8 protein-coding genes are annotated in these 20,186 nt (G+C 39.1%); all 8 read left to right on the top strand.

Annotation, left to right across the window (positions count from 1 at the left end; all coding sequences use genetic code 11):
• Positions 1–13: 13 nt before the first annotated feature.
• The 8 genes from ACDG22_RS11235 (at position 14) to ACDG22_RS11200 (ending at position 19,944) form a co-directional block, all read left to right on the top strand.
• Positions 14–4,018: an Eco57I restriction-modification methylase domain-containing protein gene (locus tag ACDG22_RS11235; RefSeq protein WP_270672907.1), complete on the top strand. Its 4,005-nt coding sequence runs from the start codon at positions 14–16 to the stop codon at positions 4,016–4,018.
• Positions 4,018–4,452: a DUF6078 family protein gene (locus ACDG22_RS11230; RefSeq protein ID WP_270230934.1), complete on the top strand. Its 435-nt coding sequence runs from the start codon at positions 4,018–4,020 to the stop codon at positions 4,450–4,452. The genes ACDG22_RS11235 and ACDG22_RS11230 overlap by 1 nt, the downstream gene beginning before the upstream one ends.
• 118 nt (positions 4,453–4,570) lie before the next feature.
• Positions 4,571–5,329: an HNH endonuclease gene (locus tag ACDG22_RS11225; RefSeq protein WP_270230933.1), complete on the top strand. Its 759-nt coding sequence runs from the start codon at positions 4,571–4,573 to the stop codon at positions 5,327–5,329.
• 148 nt (positions 5,330–5,477) lie between these two features.
• The gene (locus ACDG22_RS11220) at positions 5,478–9,299 is read left to right on the top strand and encodes a DUF6035 family protein (RefSeq protein WP_270230932.1); all 3,822 of its coding nucleotides are present in this window, start codon (positions 5,478–5,480) and stop codon (positions 9,297–9,299) included.
• Between the two features lie 178 nt (positions 9,300–9,477).
• Positions 9,478–9,681 carry an AlbA family DNA-binding domain-containing protein gene (locus ACDG22_RS11215; RefSeq protein ID WP_333492535.1) on the top strand — a complete coding sequence of 68 codons (204 nt, stop codon included), beginning with the start codon at positions 9,478–9,480 and terminating at the stop codon, positions 9,679–9,681.
• A gap of 13 nt (positions 9,682–9,694) precedes the next feature.
• Positions 9,695–12,265: a hypothetical protein gene (locus ACDG22_RS11210; RefSeq protein WP_270230931.1), complete on the top strand. Its 2,571-nt coding sequence runs from the start codon at positions 9,695–9,697 to the stop codon at positions 12,263–12,265.
• Positions 12,266–12,278: 13 nt separating this feature from the next.
• Positions 12,279–18,668: a DEAD/DEAH box helicase gene (locus ACDG22_RS11205; RefSeq protein WP_270230930.1), complete on the top strand. Its 6,390-nt coding sequence runs from the start codon at positions 12,279–12,281 to the stop codon at positions 18,666–18,668.
• Positions 18,669–18,990: 322 nt separating this feature from the next.
• Entirely contained in the window at positions 18,991–19,944 is a 954-nt protein-coding gene (locus ACDG22_RS11200) for an IS110 family RNA-guided transposase (protein WP_007566304.1), read from the top strand.
• The last annotated feature ends 242 nt before the right edge of the window (positions 19,945–20,186 follow it).

Here is a 20,186-nt window from a genome sequence, read left to right as displayed (position 1 = left end):
AAACAATATATCTATGGCAACGTACTCAACCCTCGAAGAAATAAAGGTGGATACACAAGCTAATCCGTCTTCGAACAACCTGATCGTACTACGTTCAGAACAAAGAGACGCAATAGATCAAGCTAAAGAACGTTTCTGCAAGAAAACCGGTCGAAAAGGTGATTATCAATATACCGTTCTTCCTGAGTCCCGACAGTTTCTCTGGAATGCAAAGATGCGTTTCGGCAAGACCATCTGCGCCATGCAGCTGATGCGCGAAATGGACGTAAAGCGTACACTCATCATAACCCACCGCCCCGTTGTTGGCGACAGCTGGCTCAATGCTTTCCGTCAGGTTGTAGGCTCCAAAAATTCAGTTCCTAAAGTAGATGGAAACTCTGATATACACCACACTTATGGCTTTGGCACACGCTCAGATAATGAAAGCGAAGGTAACTTCTACGACCTTGAAAAATTTGTACAATCCGAAGGTAACCACTATGCTTTCTTCGTTTCAATGCAATATATGCGTCTCTCTGAGTTGGTCAACCTAAAGACGCAAGCAAAATATAAGAATCAATCTGGAGAGAACTCTGGAGGAGCTACTAAAATTGAGAATGAAAAACTGAAAGCTGATATTCTCAATGCCGATTGGGACCTTGTTATTATCGACGAGGCGCACGAGGGCACACGAACATCTTTGGGGAAAAGCGTCATTGATGATTTCTTGAAGAAGGACAAGACCAAGATGCTTTACCTCTCCGGAACACCCTTCAATCTCTATGAAGATTTCAAGGAAGATGAAATTTACACATGGGACTACATTGCAGAACAGCAGGCTAAGAAAAAATGGTATGAAGAGCATCCTAATGAAAAGAATCCATACGAGGAATTGCCGAAGATGAATATCTTCACTTATGACATCACCAAGAATATAAACAATGTACTTGACCAGACAGGTATATTTACTTTCCCTGAGTTCTTCCGTACATGGACAGGAAATCCCAAGGCAGACAATCCAAAATCTGATAAAAAAGCTATACCTATGCCTGTTGGTGCCAAAGGGCGTTTTGTACACGAAGCAGATGTGCTGAAGTTCCTGAATCTTCTCTGTACAAAAGACGCTGAAAATAACTTCCCGTTCTCTACTACGGAATATCGTAAGATGTTCCGACATACATTGTGGGTAGTTTCCCATGTCAACGAAGCAGCCGCCTTGGAACAGCTGCTTAACGAGCATCCCACATTCAGGCATTTCAAGGTAGTGAACGTAGCCGGCAAGAACGATGCGGACGAACAGAGTGAAAATGCACTCGATAAAGTACTCAATGCGATAGGTGAACTGCCGGAAAAGACTTCTACCATTACCATATCCTGTGGCCGTCTAACCACTGGAGTTACTGTCGCCCCTTGGACCGCAGTCTTCTATCTCAAAGGTGGCGACCGTGCTGCCACCTATATGCAGACCATTTTCCGCGTTCAGTCGCCTTACAAAACACCTGACGGCAAGATGAAAACAGAGTGTTATGTATTCGACTTTGCACCGGATCGTACCTTGAAGATTGTAGCCGAAACTTCAAAGTTTTCATCAATGGCAAAGACTAAGGATAAGCAAAAGAAAGAAGGCGAAGAAGAAAAGACCCAGGAAATGCGCGATAAGGAGACTGTCCGTGACTTCATCGAACTCTGCCCGGTTATTTCTATGGATGGTGGAAAGATGAGTCCTATGGATGTCAATACTATCTACAAGAAATTGGAGAGTGTCTATATCGACCGTTTGGTTCGTAAAGGCTTCGACGACCCTTGCCTCTATGTTCAGGAGGAGCTTAACAAAATTGACCCGAACATCATTAATAATATAGGCGAGAACGGAGGTCAGGCTCCCGACGAGAAACGAAAGGATGCCAAAGAAACAATCGACCTCAGCCACATGACAGAAGAACAGCGTGCGGCATGGGAAGAAAAAATTCGCCAAAAGAAAGCTGAAGCTGCAGAAAAGGCAAAGAAGAAAGCTCAAAAGGATGAGGAGTTCCGAAAGCAGTGGGAATCATGGAGTGAAGAAGAACGCGAGGAATGGCAACGTCAGGAAGCTGAGCGCATAGCCCGCCGTGAAAAGGCTAAGGAAGAGCGCGAAGAGTTCCGCAAGCGTATCACCAACATACGTGGAATAGCCCTGCGAATCCCGCTGCTGATGTATGGTGGAGCCGATGCGGGCGATACGAAAGAAGACATCACCGTGGATAACTTTACCCGTAAGATTAGTAATGACTCATGGTTCGAGTTCATGCCCAAAGGAATTTCGAAATCAGATTTCAACAAAATCAAGAAATGCTTTAATGCCACTCGTTTTGAAGAAGCAGGTAAGAAATATCGTGCCCTAACCCGAGAGGCTGATTTCATGCATGTGGACGAGCGTATCCGTCAGATTACGGAAATCTTCTCATATTTCCGCAATCCGGACAAGGAAACCGTCCTTACTCCATGGCGAGTGGTCAATATGCACATGAGCGATACTATAGGCGGCTATTGCTTCTATGACGAGAGTTTTGATGAAAAGACCGGACAACTGGTTACTCCCCGCTATGTTGATCAGGGAGATGTAACTCGTCAGCTTTTCGATAACGTGGATTTGGCAGGCGAAGTACAGACCAAAATTCTGGAAATCAACTCCAAGACAGGTCTCTACCCTCTTTACATCACCTATTCACTTTATCGTCGTCGGTTGAAAGAATACATTAAAGCAGAGTGCATTGATATTGATAGCGTAAGCGTTGAAGATGAACAAACCGTATGGGACGATATTATTAAAGACAATATCTATGTCATCTGCAACACTCCCATGGCTGTGGGTATCACCCGTCGTACACTCTTCGGCTTCCGCGATGTAGAGAGAAAAGCGAATATAAAGGATGAACAATTAATTAAACGTGCTTCCAACGACCAGGAAGGTCTTGTTAAAGAATTGAAGACTGTTGGTTTTTGGAAGGGTAATTCAAATAAACAAGAAATGAAATTTAATGCAGTGGTGGGAAATCCGCCGTATATGTTAAAACAAAATGACACAAGCGATGATCCTATATATCATCATTTTATCGATATATCATACAGTTTAGCTCATAAAGTAACACTTATAACACCTGCACGTTTTCTTTTTAATGCTGGTAAAACTCCAGCCGAATGGAATCGTAAGATTCTTAATAATAAGCATGTTAAGGTGATCTGGGTAAAGAACTCAAATGAAGTCTTCCCAAATGTTGATATTAAGGGAGGAGTCACAGTAACCTATTATGATTTATCTGCTGACTTTGGTAAAATAGGAACATATACACGCTTCGATGAACTCACTTCTATACTTCAAAAAGTCATAAATAGTAAAAAGTTTGAAAGTATAACAAGCATCATTTATTCACAAAATAAATTTGATCTTAATAAACTATATTCAGATCATCCAGAGTGTAAAACTATGATAGGAAGCAATGGTCGTGAACGCAGATTAACAACCTCTATTTTTAGCAATCTTGAACCATTGTTTAACAATCGTCCTGCTAATACAAATGAAATTACAATTTATGGACTTGTTAATAACAATAGACAAACGCGTGCTATTTTATCTAAATATATAGAAGATAATGGGAACTTAAAAAAATATAAAGTGCTATTACCTAAAAGCAATGGTAGCGGCGCGATAGGCGAATGCCTATCAACGCCACTATGCGGCGAGCCACTATGCGGCGAGCCACTATGCGGCTACACGCAATCTTTTATTAGTTTTGGAGCATATGATTCTACGCTAGAAGCTGAAAATAATATGAGCTATATAAAAACTAAATTTGCAAGAACTATGTTAGGAACCCTTAAAGTAACTCAAGATAATCCTCGAGACACTTGGGCTAATGTTCCAATGCAAGACTTCACTTCTAACAGTGACATTGATTGGAATAAAAGCATTCCAGAAATAGACCAACAATTATATGCCAAATATGGCCTTGATATATTTGAGATAGAATTTATCGAAAAGATGATTAAACCTATGGAATAATGCCAAAGAAACTTTATACATCCATCCCAAAGAATTACCCTGTATGCCAGCATAGTGACTGTCCAATGGCGGTCACATGCCTGCGTCAGATATCATATACTGAATTATTGGAAAATGAAGAATACCTTCATTTAATAAACCCCAACAAATGTAGCAAAGACGTTACTTGCAAATACTTTCGGGATAATCAGCCTATCATGTACGCGCGTGGATTCACAAACTTTCAGAAACGAATGTTTCCGGATCAGTATCTGAAGTTCATGAATCAGCTGATTGCCACATTCGGGCGAAATCCATACTTCGAACGCAGAAGAGGAGAAACTGCTCTATCCCCCAAAGAACAAGCAATAGTCCTCAAAGCATTAAAACGAGCAGGAGTAACCGAGGAAATGAAATTCGATAAGTATGAAGAGAATTTAAATTGGAATGACTAACTCAGTACTTATATAAAAGTATCGCAGTACTCTCATGAAAGTACTGCAGTACTTTGGTATAAGTATTATAGTACTTTAATAGAAGTACTGACTAAACCTAATATTAAACAGAAACAAGATGGTAAAGAAACAGACTATACCCACTTCTGAATCAATACGTAATGCCTATATACAGGAATTGCTGAAACGTAGGACTGATGTGGAATCTTTCGTGTCTTTCAGCGAAGTAGAACTGGTAACATTTATACGTAAATACGAGTCCACTACCTTTTCGAGTATTTACGAGTGCCTTGACCATAACTTCTACGACCGTGTTCGGGACCGCATTGCAACCAACCGGGAAATGGCAGCTATTGACGAGGAGGCGGAACTGATGTATTCTGTCCATCTGAAAACCTACTCTCAGTTCCTTGAATCAAAAGCATTCAAAAACTTGTTCAAACGCAAAATAAATTTGGAAGGAACAGTCAAGAAGGCACAGCCTCAACAGGAAGTAAAGGTACAAAAATTCCGTGAAGAAACAGAAGGTGAACGCAAACATATTACAAAAGAAATGGAAGTAATACGTAGAAACCCTCAGCTCCGCCAGCAATGTATAAGCCGCTATGGTTATCAGTGCCAATGCTGCGGTATGAACTTTGCCGAGATGTATGGTGAAGCACTTGGGACAAACTTTATAGAAGTACACCATTTAAAGCCAATTTCTACATTTGAAACAGAAGGTATTCCAAAGGATTTCGTAGAAAATCTTGTACCTTTATGTTCTAACTGCCACTCCATGATTCATCACATTGAACAGAGCGATCATCAACTCCGCGACTTGCGTGAAGCATACAAAGGCACAAAGAAAGAGCTGAGAGTATTGAAAGAGGACTGAGTAAACAACTCATAAATGGAAGCAAATTACTAAAACCGAATTAATAAGAATTTAATAGAAAAACATGATATCCATCAAAAGATATACAAGGTGGAGAAAATAAACAAGATAAAAGAAGTAATTTATTTAAACTTAAAACTTTTACCAGATGACTATTACTCAGAAGATAATAAATTATTTAGCAGGCTATAATATTTCTGAAAAGGTAGAACAATTACACCATGCTATAAAAGAAAAAGACAACACTATACATCAATTGAAAGAAACATGTAAAGGTATAGAGGAGAAATATCAATCACTTTATACACAGCAGAATGAAATAAGCAATGAAATCACTAAGTATAAGGAGGAAAATATAAGACTAGAGTCTGAAAAAAAACTACAAAGCAGTCAAATCTGTAATTTAAAAAATGAATTACAAAATTACGAAGAGATAATATCTGAGGAGAAAAACAAAAACAATGAAACTTTAGAAAAACTCACTGACACCATCAATAAGTGTAATAAGTTAGAAATAAATATTGATGAATATAAATCCTATAATAACAAACTACAATCTTTTATAAGTCAATCAAACGAAGATATAGCAAGATTGAAAAATGAAATTTCATCTCTAACAGAATCTATATCAGCCAAGGAAAATGAAATTCATGATTTAAGCCAGAAAAACAATGAGCTATCAGAAGCTTATTGTAGGCTACAAAATCAATTACAGACTGTATCCTACGAGATGCAGGATTTAAAAAATGAGAATGAAACATTAGAATCAAATTGTGAAAAACACCTTGAAAGAAACAATCAGATAGATAATGAAAACAAGAAATTACAAGAGCAATTAAATGAGCTGAATTTAAAGTATAACAACCTGAATTCTACGTATAATGAGTTGTATTCAAAGCATGAGGAATCCATAAAGCAAAGCCATTCTGATGAAGAAATAAGAAACCTCGAAAAACAAATTCAGACAAACGAAGAGACGATTGCATCTCTGAATCAAACATTATCCATTAAAGAAGATGAATTAAGGAGAATCAAAGATGAGAAAAAGCATCTGGAAAAAGCATTAGAAGACGAAAGGGTTCAGATAATTTCGCAGAGTACAAAAATTTCCAAATACAATAATCTTAACAATATATTGTACGAAGAGAATAAACAACTCAAAAATAGAATAGATTCACTGGAAAATAGACTCAAGAATGACAATATTTCAAGCAAAGAAGAGTCAAACAAGCAAGAATCTTTAAGTTTGGATTCACAAGTCAATTTAGAAAGCAGTCAGAAAGAGGCTGATAAATCTAACTCTATCGAAGAAAGGCCTGCAAAAACTCCTATCCCGAAAAGTTATAGACCTGTAAAAAACAAAGAACAAGAAGCTTTTCAGCTAAGCGATGGAAATATTGTTGACTTTCCGGAAATAACAAACGATACGGACGACACCACATCAAGATCTATAAGATATGTTTACAACGACAAGGGAGAAATAATAGATGCAGACAATTTCTTTCGGATGAGCAGTGCGGAAGAGATTGCACATGTAAGCAGAATGTTGTCCGAAGCAGATATAAAAAGCAGTAAATATTGGACTTGTGGAATATGTAGAGCGAGAGTGAAGATAGCACACAGAAGATATGGGAACAACAAAGAATCTTTGTTCTTCATGCATGCGCAAAAAAATGTAAATTGCCCATGGACAATCATGTCTGACAAATCGAATGACAATCACTACGAAGGAATTGATATAGAAGAGCTCACAGAAGAAGAAATAAAAACAGCCTTAAGTTCCGATACAAATGTGCTCCGTAGAGATTTAAAACTGAAGATTATATCTCTCCTGAATTCAGAGAAGAGTAAAGCATTGGGAGTAACCGATGTGAATATGGACAAAATTATTCGCAGCAATTTTCCGTATATGAAATGGAGACGTCCTGACATATCTTTTAACTTCAAGGATAGAAAGGTTGTTATAGAACTTCAGAACAACAATGTAGACCTGGATACTATTGTCGATAAAGATATATTCTATAGAATCAATAATGTTCAGGTAATATGGGTGTTTGGAAATGGGAATGAAAGCAAATATGACTATATGAAGTTGTTCAACTATAAGAACACTCTTTTTGCCAATCATAGGAATGTGTTTGTACTTGACAAAGAAGCCTTGGAAGAGTCTATTTCCAGAGATGAACTCTTGTTGAAGTGTAACTGGCTGGACGAAGATAATAAGTGGAAGTTTACACTTGAAAACTCTAATACCAATGGTAAACTTATCATATTAGAGGAATTGACATTTGATGATGAATTTTGCAAGCCATATTATTTTAATGCGAATGAAGCTTATTTCACGAAGCACCCAGAAGCCTATACAGAATATATGGGTACACTCATTAGCCGTGAAGGATTGAAAAAATCTATTGAAGATAAATGGGTAAACAGTAATCTTTACCAGGATGCTCTCACCGAGATGAGAAAAACGGGTAAATACGCTGAGATTTCAAAATATGGAGATTTATGGGGATTCCGCTTTAATAACAAGTCGCTGATAAATCCGATATTTACCAGCGAGCCTAAATTACAGGACAATAGGTTCTATAAGGTAGCATTGAATAATAAATTGGGAATCGTAGATAAATATGGTATGAAGATTATTGATTGGGATAATGATTTTGACTACGATGACATTTACTATGATGATATAAATAACTGCATCATATTCACAAAAGATAGCAAAATGGGTGTTGCAGATAAATTAGGAAATGAAATAGTTCCTGCAACCTATGAATCTATAGAACCATGGGACAAGGGTATATTCAAAGTTCAAAAAGGCAACAGATATGGACTTATTGACCTGAATAACAATATCATTACAGATATAAAATACAATAAAATAGGAAAACTTGAATCAGGCAGTGCCAAAGTAACTATTACCCACCCTACTCAATCGTGGAGACAACTCGAAAACTACATTGATAAAAAAGGTAAATTGATTTCAAAGTATTCTGACTTGAATGATGAGTATTGTCTGGTTCAAGAATTTGAGTTATTGGGAGTCTGCGATAAACTCAGAAATACTAAAATTCCATGTTTATACGATGATATACAATTATGGGTAGATGATTTGGTTAGGGTAAAGAGTAATGGCAAATGGGGCGTAATAAATATATCTGACAACTCCATTCGCATACCTATTAAATACGATAGTATAGGAAATTTCATTCATGGCGTTGCCAATGTTACATTTGTTGGTACTAAAAGTTGTATAAACATCAGAGGCGAAGAAGTTGTTGAGAAAAGTATCGAACTCCAAAATTCGCTGGCCAAGACACTTAAATCCGGCAAATGGGGAATTGAAGATAACAATGGTAATGAAATAGTAGCCCACATGTACGATGAAATTGGTTCTTTCAGAAGACGTTTAATCGGTATAATTAATAATCGTGTTGTGAAATTGGATGCATACTATGATTATCCTATACCAATGATAGGCAGATTAATGAACGAGGAAAATAATAAGTACATGATAAATATCGCAGGAGTTAGCAGTTACATATCTATCAGACAACTGATGAATATGAATCTAAACAGAACAGATGTATTTAATAATAATGATATTTGCGATAAATTAGGCTTTATGAATATTGATTTTATTAATGAACGATATGAACTTAGGTATATAAGTGAAAGTAATAAGTCAAAGCTTTTGAGTTTTGGTGACAAAAACTCGAATTTCACTTTAGGTGAGATTATAGAAGGCAAAATATCCAACATAAAAAAAACAAAAAAGAAATCTGGAGAGTACAGAATAGTTAGTATTTTAGTAAAATTTCCAGACAGCCGAATTACTGTAGTAAAAGCAAATAACTTCAATACCTCAAATAAAAATATCAACGATTATAATATAAATGATTCCATAAGACTAAAAAAATTAGGATTCGATGATAATATTGATAGAACTATTTGGCAAGTATTATAAACTATTATCGTATTTTTGCTATATAGTATAGTAAAGATTCTGAAAGCCATGGACATCAGTAAAAAAGATATAATATCCTAGAACCCCTAAAATAGTCTTATATGAACATCAACATATATATAGGTGAAACCACATAATACGACAAGAAGCAGGATGTGGAACGTCGTAAGGTTAAAAGCTGCTAAAAAGTGTCAGCGCGTTTGCAAACGGGACAAGCGGCAGTCTGCTATTTGGTATTGCCGACGATGACACTCTTGTAGGATTGAAAGATGCGAAAGAAGATACTGAATTTATCAGTCAGAAGATAAAAGAACGCATCGCCCCTATGCCACACATCAGATTTATTGGCAGTGGATATAGCGGACACTGGGTAGTTGGATAAAAAGAATCTGACAATGATAGAAAAACTAACGAAAGAATTAAAAGATAAAATAGCATCATTCGACATCTGTAAGCCATACGTCTGGCTACTTAAACTGTCGGAAGCAGATTTCAATGAGCTTGAAGTCTGCCTGAATGATATTGCTTCTGCTAATGGATTTTCAGCTTTAGTATCCCCTCAATTTGCAATAGAAACTATAATCTATATAGCTGAATGGTATAAGCGCAAGTATCAAAGCGGAAACAGTAATCCACTGGTGGAAAAGCTTAACCTTGAAGCCCTTTGGATTAATGCCAGCATTAACCAGAAACTGTTTCTCTATAATGATGATAAAGGTAACAAGCGTTGGCTATATTCCATTTACGTGCTCGGTGGTCTTGCTATTAAACATGAACTTGGCAGAAATGACAACATGAGATTCCTGAAAGGATTGTGTCGGATCTACCACGGTGAAGACTATACACTGGAAAATCTGGATGAAGCATCAAGAGCTATTGCTTTCCGTGAAAGTATCAAACGCTGTCACTCACTATATGAGTATATGCAGAATATACTCAATGGCCAAATGCCATTCGACGATGAGGATTTGAAAAATGCTGCATCTGATGTCAATCTCTTTGTAGCCGTTCTGAAAACTGCTAATGACGAGATTCTGAAAGTGAAGTTCCGTTTTGAATGGGTCGTCACTTTTTCACCTGATTACACGTTTATGTCCAGACGACTTAATGTCTTGCTGAAACCTGAAGAAGTTGGCGGTGGTTTACACCAGTATCTACGATATGACAGGGTTCATCTTTGGGGCGTGCCTCATCCTGAAACCCAGAGACACCTTTACGTCTATATTAGATTCTGTTACAATGAGAAAATTATTGAGCCAGCAACCATGGATAAGCCGATTATCACCTATTTGAATCATGGCTTGAACGATTTCGTGGCCTTTGGTGTGGAAAAAGGCGTACAGGTGAAGCATATTCCGGCTACTCGCTTCAACAAGATAGAAATCATAGTTAAGGATGATGATGGCAATGAATATCTGGCACAATCGGTCGATGCTATAGAATACATTCAGCTATGGAGATCCGATAGTATCTATAACACATGGACATCAACGCAGAATGCGCAGAGAGAAACAGCGTTACTCTTCACCCATCCCTGCAAATTGAAAGATGCAACCATTGCCAATGAAGTGTACAGTATGCCGTTCAATGACAGCCGGTTTGGTATCAGTGAAATATGGAACTGGATTTATATATACGATTCTGTTACTTTCTATACCCCCACAGGACGGGAAATATGTCTGTATAACAGAATAGGTTATGACCAAATTACTACAAGACTGTACTCCAACACGATTCACTACATTAATGGGGGCATGGTAAATCATTATTTCATAGATGATCCTGACATTAGCGAAGAACCTGACATAGAAAAACTTCCTCTTATTTTTGGTAAGGAAGACATCATTGTGCGACATTTTGCGACCAAAGACGACATCCTGAATGCCAGGCCGGAAAACGTTACTACTGCAGATTTAATAGAATATAAACAGCCAAACGGAAGATTTACAGAATGGACATCAGTTAGCGTGCCTTCTTATGGAGTAGCCATACTTAGAATTACAGTGAAGGGTAAACTGTTTCTTATTACTGTAGCTTATCTTCCAGAACTTGAAAAAAACAATCCGATAGTACGCGACTTCGATTACACATCTGTACGCTATCGCACTATGAACGGAGAAGAAGCAACCTATCAGGACAATATCCCTTTGGATAGTAAGGTATTGGCTCCGACAATACCTATCCAATACGGTGAGGAAGAAAGTTTCTTTATAGTAGATATATATCGCCCTACCCTCTTAAAGGAAGTCTTGCTTGACGGCAACATCATACAGTATCTGAAAGAAGATGAGACTCTGGACTTACCTTACATTTATAAGGATAGAACACAAGTCAATGATTTCAGTCGCAAAGGCTATCAGGCTTATCAATGCAATAATATCGGTAATATCTACACAGAGGATTTCATAAATATCTCTGGTAATCCAAGTATCGGGGAAGCAGCTATGAATGCATGGCGTATGGACAGACGTTTCATGGGAAATTTGCTTGATGCGGTGGCTCCTGACTGTCTTGTAGTATGCTTCGGCAACTCACAAGCTAATAGTTCTTGGGATGGAGAAAATGCTCTGTTCTGGAATTATGATGTCCGGACAGATCCTGAGCCTATCGATCCTGAAAATGAAGCAGACTCAAAAGATGTAGGCTTGATATTCCAGGACATCCGACATTCTAATAATCTGTCCTGCAATTTTGGATTGGACATCGACGACCCGTGGGCTTGGGACGATATAGAAGAGTCCGTACTGAAATGTTTCGAAGTGGCCAACACCTATGGTATCTATTTCTTCCTAATGAAACCACTGAGAGACTTGGATACTGACAAGATACCCGAAGAAATATATAAGCCCTTGTTTGAAAAAAGAGGTGGGCATCTGAGCGATGAAGATAAATTGGGATTAATCAGAATGAGTGATGAATTAGGCTTTGACTGGCCAGAATTTAATATTTTTGTTGACAAAGAATAACAATAAAACAGATATGAATTTCTCCGAATTATATAATAGTAACCGCAAGGCGGTAGAAAGAGCACTCGTAGCCATGTGGTGTGGCGAGTCGAACAATGAAAGTCAGCGTTCTTACATCAAGCAGATAAAGGCACTTATCAGTGACTTGTTTGCTCCCAAGAATGCAGTGCCTGTAGTTCAATGTATGAACTCCTATACACCTGTCTCATCTGATAAGGTTGAAAAAGCTAAGTCCTTGGTAGGTAAACTCTGGACAAAGCCATATCCACCATACGAACATCAGTATAAATGCTGGGATGTATTGCTGAACCAACATACTGCCGACAACAAGCCTAAATCAATCGTTGTAACAACAGGAACCGGCTCAGGTAAAACCGAATGTTTTATGATGCCTTTGGTTCACGACCTTTCTCTCCATGCGCAACCGGGAATGATTCAGGCTCTCTTTCTCTATCCACTGAATGCTCTTATGGAGGACCAGAAAGAACGCTTGGAGGAATTATTGACAAGAGCTGAAGAAACAACAGGAACCAGGCTTACCTACACAGTGTACAATGGTGATCTTCCTGAAATGGAACCTAAAAGTACAGACACATCTGATGATGCAAATAAGTTGCGTAAACGGATTGAACAGATTACAGGTGGAATATATGAATTTGTTCAGACTGACCCTAATGAGAAGGGACATTTTGAACTGAAGAATGCTAAATATTCCCATATGGTATATACCCGTAAGGATGTGCGGAATAATCCTCCGCATATTGTTCTGACAAACCCTACCATGCTGGAGTACATCCTGCTACGTGGAAGTGACGCAAATCTTATTGTGGCTGGAAGAAATAGTCTCAGATGGATCGCCATTGATGAAACACACTCTTATACAGGGGCCGGCGCAGCCGAGTTGGCCATGCTCCTGCGCCGTGTGCTGCTTGCCTTTAAAGTTGATGCGCAGGACATACGGTTTGCGACATCATCAGCAACTTTCGGCAATGGAGAAGATAAGGAAAAAGACGAACGCGAATTGAAAGAGTTCATAGCCGGAATTACAGGAATAAACGCAGACCAGGTAGAAGCTGTGGGTGGTAGCCGTATTGGTGAGACAGAAATTCCACAAGGAGAAGATGAAGAACGATGGAAAAAAATATTCCATTCAGATTACATCTCATTGGATGAATTGTATCCGGTGGAAGCTACTATAAGTGAAAAGTTACAATGGCTGGATGAAATGTGCCAGCGTGAAGAAAACAGATATAAAGATGCAGGACTGAAAATTCCCGATATGAAACTGAAGGTGCACTATTTTTACCGTGTACCCAACAATGGGCTTTATGTCCGTCTGAATGAGTTTTCTGATGGTTCCTTCAAGATTTATTCAGAAAATATCATAAACAGAAAGAAAGATGGTGAGGTTGATTCTTCAGAAGAAGTCCCACTATTAGAATTAAGCCGGTGCAAGCATTGCGGAGAATACGTAGCTGTCGCCATGGTTAACATGGAAGATTGGACATACGAACCTGTAGCAACAGACGATAGCGATATGTTTGATCTGGATATGGAAGAAAGTGATGACAGCTCAAGGAAGAACTATGTCATATTCGGTCTGTCCAAAACAAAAAGTATAAAGGGAGATAACAATGTATCATTCCGTTTGCTTCCTGGAGCCCAGCTGCAACCTGTGACTCCAGCTGATGAAGAGAATACTGACAGCTGGCATGTAGTAGGCAACATTCAAGGCTGTTGCCCTTATTGTAATGCAAAACAAGGAAAGAGCCATAATACGGACAAAGATATTGAAGACGATGCAAATGGGAATATGGAAGAAAACCGTCTTCAGAAACTCCGCCTTTCTGCAGATTTTATTTCTCGCATGATGGCACCAAGCATTCTTGATCAGCTGGACAAGGGAGAATCGACAACAGGTGGTATTGTACTGCACGACGGACAGCAATATATCAGTTTTGTAGATAGTCGTCAGGCTGCAGCAAAAGCTACATTGAAGCAGAATCTGGAACAGGAACGTATGTGGTTCTATAGTACGATATATCATGAGATGTGTTGCAGAAAAGCAAACGGAATCACAAAAGAAGCTGCTATGGCTCAAATTATGGCAGCTGTTCAAGCAGACCCCATGTCTATGTTGAAGTATGCTCCCATGTTACAAAATCTCCAATCGCCTGACACCAATGTGGTGCAAAAGCAATTGGACGATATGACATGCAACTATATGACATGGTCAGAGATTGCAGAACTACTAAAGAAAGATCCATATTGCCCGGTATTTGCCTCTGTATTTGTTAAACGGTCGGGAGAAAGTGACGAAATAGAAGATGGATTACCATCTGACGAAATAATTGACAAGTATGTACAGAGTATTATGGTGATGTATTTGTCACACCGTCCTGCATCAGCTGCATCACCAGAAAATTTAGGATTGTTCGAAGCTTGCTATCCGCAGCTCAAACAAATAGAGTTGCCTGATGAGGTACAAAATTTTAACAGTATTCTCAATAATCCGGCTAACCAAATTACCAAAGAGGACTGGCAAAACCTGATACAGGTTTACCTTGATTACACTGTCCGTAACAACCAGTCATTCTATCTTCGAATTCCAGGGAACGACAAAATTGACATATTTTCTACAGTGCGCTTTGCCACAGAAAAGCCTCGCCGCCGACCATTTAACAAGCCGAAATTGGAAGAAGGCAAAATATCTCAAGCCCGTATTGTACGATATTTGTGCGCATTGATTGCACGTGATGACCATTCACTTACCATCAATGGCGCTCAGCGTCAGTATTTCAAGATAATTTCTGATGTCGTAGATGCCCTTTGGAATACATTGACCAGTGACAAATATAAGATTCTTCAGGTAGGACAACGTCTGAACGATATGGGTAAATTCGTCAATGAGAAAGATAATGCTCCCCGTTTCAACCTAAATGATCTATGTTTCAAGCTCTATGATGACGTGTATCTGTGTGACACTAAAGCAGATGCTGGTCCTCATTCAGTATGTCTTCGACCTATTGGTAATAACTTCAAACGGTTCTCGCCTTATCTGGAAGGTGGCATTCCGGTTGAACTTAGAGAAGAGCTGCATGAACAATGGAATGTATTCCCTTACTATGTTGGTTCTGGCAAAAAGGAAGGTGACAGGAAATCAATTGAAGCATGGGCGAAAACACATCGGGCATTACTATGGGATCATAATATTTGGGGTACAGATGGTATATTTTCTGACCGTCTGGAGGATATTCATGCTTTTCCAAATCTATTCATTCAGCAGGAACATACAGCTCAAGTGGATAAGAATGTTGCTCGTGGATTACAATCTAAGTTCAAAGACCATACCATTAATATCCTTGCATGCTCAACAACCATGGAGATGGGTGTTGACCTTGGTAACCTGGAAGTCGTAATGCTTTCAAGTGTACCTCCAATGCCGGCCAACTACAAACAGCGTGCAGGACGAAGCGGTCGTAATAACAAGGTACGCAGTGCCTGTATCACACTTTGTAGTTCTGATGTGATTGGTCTCCGTACTTTGAGGAACCCGATTGAAAAGATTATAAACCGACCTGTTCGTGTACCGACTGTTGATTTAATGAGCCCGCAGGTCATACAGCGTCATGTGAATTCCTTCCTTGTCCGCTCCTTTGGGGTGTTTACCGACGGATCGAACGGAGGACGTCTTACTCAGAAAGTTGCAGATTACTACACTCCTTTTGAGGTACGAATCAGCAACGAAAAAATTCTTATATTGAAAAACGGTACAAACGAAACAGACCCAGATGATTTATTAGGTGATCCTAAAGGTACTATGTATGAGAAATTCAATATCTTATGCTCAAAACCTTTGGATAAAGAAATCAGAGAGGATCTGACCAAACTCCTGAAGGGAACATGTTATGATGGCAATCTTACTCAGGTAGTAAAGAACGCACAAGATATAAACGACAGATGTTATGCCGAGTTACGCAACAAACTGGTTGACTACAAAACGGCGTTCTCCGGTAGCGGTAAAATCAGCGATAGGTTCCGTATAAAGCTAAAGATGCAATACATTGAAGTGTTATACAAACGACTTCTCAATTTCTGGGCAACCAGTAGATTCACTCCTAACGCCAACATGCCGGTTAATGTGCTCACTCTCGACTTGAACAGTAACGGTAAGAAAGACTTCTTCACTCCGATGACATCATCTAACCCCTCCTATTCTTTACGTGATGCCATCGCGCAATATGTGCCGGGTAATAGTGTTGTAGTAGATGGTGTGGTATATTCTGTTCGAGGTATCGAAGTTACTAATATGTATGATGACAACCATAAGGCATACAAAACCATCTACCGTAATAGTGATAAGACTGTTATTGACGATCATAACCTCAGTAACCAAATCAGGTGGTCTGTGAATAATGCGAACGGACTGGAGATGATTCAACCGGTTGGTTTTATGCCTGATATGAACGAAAACAGAACTCGAATTATGGACAACAATGTTTATACAAGAGTGAGTGCACAGTTGATTGATGCTGACGATTGGCCCAATCACGTAACTGAGCCACATTTGTTTTCTGTTCGTCGTAATAATGAATCAGGCAATGCCAAAATTCTCTATTACAATGAAGGAAAAGGTTATGGATATTGTTTTTGTCCACGATGTGGAAGGACGGTTGTGGAAGAAGAAGTGGCCGATAAAAATAACCCTTTAAAATTCCCAGTCGAGTTTAACCCATTACATGCACCAAACAAAGAAGGACAACCACAAAAGCCCAATTATCATTTTGCCATTACTGGAAAGGAAATGCGTAAGAGCTGCAGTTGTTCCAATGACATCTCTAAAATAAAACGCAATGTCATTATTGGCGACATGATTCAGACAGATTTTAGCGAAATACGTATCCGACATAAAGGCATGAACAGGTGGATGTCCAACCGTGATGAAGAAGAAAAACTGCTTTTCACACTTGGAATGGCATTCACCCAGACACTGGTGGATATTTTAGGGAAGGAACGTGGGGCAGTAGATTTCACTATCATGCCAAACGGCCATATCTGTATCTTTGACTGTAATCCCGGTGGTGCAGGTTATGCCAACCAGATGGCAAATTTGCTTGTGATGAAGGAGGTTATCAAAGCCTCAAAGAAACTTTTGAGCGAAGCCCGTGAAAAGCAATCGAAGGATATGCTGCTTGACAAATTTACGCTTCGTTATGCAAAATTCCTCGATATTAATGCAGCTTTAGCGTGGATTGAAGAGGAGGAAGAAGTTGGAGATACTGTTCCACAAAATATCAAAGATGCGTTTCCGAATACTTCTCCATCGCAGACAACACTATATGATCTGAAGAAGGCGTTTGCTGCTTCACATCAGGATGTTGTATTGTTTGCAGATAACGATTATCAGGAATGGGATTATGAAGACAATGAGAACGGTTGGCAACCCCAGTTTATGAGCTACTTCGTCATGAAGAGCCACTATACTTCTTTCTGTATATTAAAGTCAAAGCAAGATAATATATCTGAACCAATTAAGGCTATTTGCCGAGAAATTAAGGCGTGGGCAAAGGGAGATGATATCAAGACCATATCAAACCCATGGATTGATAAAGACATATATCCTATTGCTTATATTGATGGCTATCTCTATTTTATGAACAACAAGGAAAATGCCCAACTCAATATCCAATGGGGCAATAATACCATGTTCTTCGTTCGTACAGATAATCCGGCATCAGGTGCCTCTGTAATTGATCTCTCCTACAAACCATCGGCTAAGCTTTTAAAGCTGTCTGGAGATAAATATAGAGAAATAAGTACCTGTCAGTTAGGAGATATACTACAGACTGAATCCGGAGGACTCATAGATCAGTTCATATCATACGCAAAGCAGAATGCCGAGACGTTGAAAATCAGTTATCAGGATGAACATCTAAAGAGCATCATGGGTATTATAATCACACTCCAGACGATTGAACACATAATAAAACAGATTGGTTCAGAGTTTGACATAGAGTTTATGATAGAGGTATATAAGGATGATAGAGGAAATGCAGACAGTATATGTGCAAACCAGCCTTCATCTGAGAAACGTGATGCATGGCTTACATCCCTTACCAAAGCGTGGATAGATGATCTTAGCTATGAGCATGGAATAAAAGGTACTCTTGTCCCTGTCGTTTCATTAAATAAGCGAACACTCACTCACTGGCGTGTGCTTACAATTACATGTGGTAAAAAAAGACTCTCTATCTATCCTGATGGAGGATTTATCAATGAATGGAACATAGGAAGACAACCTAACGGTGAACGATTTGATGTGGAGACAATCACTCATGACACAAATATTCATCTGTTTAGAAATAAAGACATTAAATTTGATATTATAATTGAAGACTGTTAAATAAAATATCAGAGTGTAATCAATAATAACATAAGAATCTTACAGGAAACATACTGAAGAATTCAAAATAGATAATCGACATATATAAGCAAAAACAATCACCACAAAAAATTATTCTGTTGTGCAGATAGACTGCACAACAGAATAATACCTTTACAACAAATATAGAAACTAATCATTAAAACAATGATTTTTCAATAATCTGATTAATTTAATATTACATAAAATGAAATACCCATGAGATAAAAAATCACGCCCAAGAGAATGTAAATAGTCAAGCTGAAGTTACCTTTGTATAGTGTAACCCTAAAATGTATCAGTTATGGCAGAAGTGACATTCCCTCAGTTGATACAGCGCGCTTGCGGTATCGACGTCCACCTGAAGGTTGTGGTGGCGACAATTGACGGAGCAGGCATCCAACGCGAGACCCGCTCATTCAAAACCTTCACGAGTTCTTTGAATGAATTGAAAGAATGGCTATTGTCCAATGGTGTAACGCATGTGGGAATGGAGAGTACCGGTGTTTACTGGAAGCCGGTTTATAAGGTTCTTGAAGATTCCATTCCCAATGTCTGGATAGTCAATGCCCGTCACATTAAGAATGTTCCGGGTCACAAGACAGACAAGATGGACAGCGAATGGATCTGCAAGCTTCTTCTGGCAGGTCTTCTCAAACCGAGCTATATTCCTCCCAAGGAGCAGCGTCAGCTTCGTGACCTGACGCGTTACCGGAACAAGCTTATTCAGCAGATAGCTTCAGAGAAGAACCGTATGATGCGTATTCTTGAAGACTGCAACATCAAGCTTTCAAGTGTAGTAAGTAATACAAGCGGTACGACAGCTACTTCTCTTATTGATATGCTTTGTGAAGGCAAAGTCCTTACTCTTGATGATATAAATTCAGTTTATCACGGTAAACTGTCAGCCAGTCCTGAAGAATTGCTTGAGGCGTGTACCGGTTTTGTTGAAGAGCATCACATTTATCTTCTTCAGATGATCCGAAAGGATATAGACCAGACTCAGACTTTGGTTGATGATTTGTCCGAACGTATAAAGAGACTGTTGTCCAAGTACGAGAATGTCCTTGAACTTCTCAGGGAGATTCCCGGTTTTAGCACCAAGGTTGTAGAGGATCTGGTTTCTGAGATAGGTCTTGACATGTCTCACTTCCCTTCTGAAAAGCATCTTTCGTCCTGGGCCGGTCTTTCTCCGGGCAACAACGAGAGTGCGGGTAAAAAAAAAGCGCACGAATCACTCACGGAAACAAACAGGTAAAGGCGGTAATCACAGAAGCCGCATGGGCTGCGACCCGTACAAAGAATACGTTTTTTAGTGAGAGATACCATCGTATAGCTGCCCGCAGAGGAAAGAAACGTGCCTTGATTGCAGTGGGACATTCTCAGTTGATATCCGTTTATCTGATACTGAGTACAGGGTCCCGTTACCATGAACTTGGAGCACAATATATGCAATCCAAGATAGAGCAGAAACGCAAGGTATATTTGTCTTCTGAACTT

The organism is Phocaeicola coprocola (assembly GCF_041333015.1).
In the GTDB taxonomy this organism is placed as follows: domain Bacteria; phylum Bacteroidota; class Bacteroidia; order Bacteroidales; family Bacteroidaceae; genus Phocaeicola; species Phocaeicola coprocola.
Note: the sequence above shows the minus strand (reverse complement) of the source record. Positions and strands in the feature narration are given on the sequence as shown.

What these genes read in the sequence shown, in the direction of transcription:
- ACDG22_RS11235 (WP_270672907.1), top strand. Translation starts at nt 14, where the DNA reads ATGGCAACGTACTCAACCCTCGAAGAAATAAAGGTGGATACACAAGCT.
- ACDG22_RS11230 (WP_270230934.1), top strand. Translation starts at nt 4,018, where the DNA reads ATGCCAAAGAAACTTTATACATCCATCCCAAAGAATTACCCTGTATGC.
- ACDG22_RS11225 (WP_270230933.1), top strand. Translation starts at nt 4,571, where the DNA reads ATGGTAAAGAAACAGACTATACCCACTTCTGAATCAATACGTAATGCC.
- ACDG22_RS11220 (WP_270230932.1), top strand. Translation starts at nt 5,478, where the DNA reads ATGACTATTACTCAGAAGATAATAAATTATTTAGCAGGCTATAATATT.
- ACDG22_RS11210 (WP_270230931.1), top strand. Translation starts at nt 9,695, where the DNA reads ATGATAGAAAAACTAACGAAAGAATTAAAAGATAAAATAGCATCATTC.
- ACDG22_RS11205 (WP_270230930.1), top strand. Translation starts at nt 12,279, where the DNA reads ATGAATTTCTCCGAATTATATAATAGTAACCGCAAGGCGGTAGAAAGA.
- ACDG22_RS11200 (WP_007566304.1), top strand. Translation starts at nt 18,991, where the DNA reads ATGGCAGAAGTGACATTCCCTCAGTTGATACAGCGCGCTTGCGGTATC.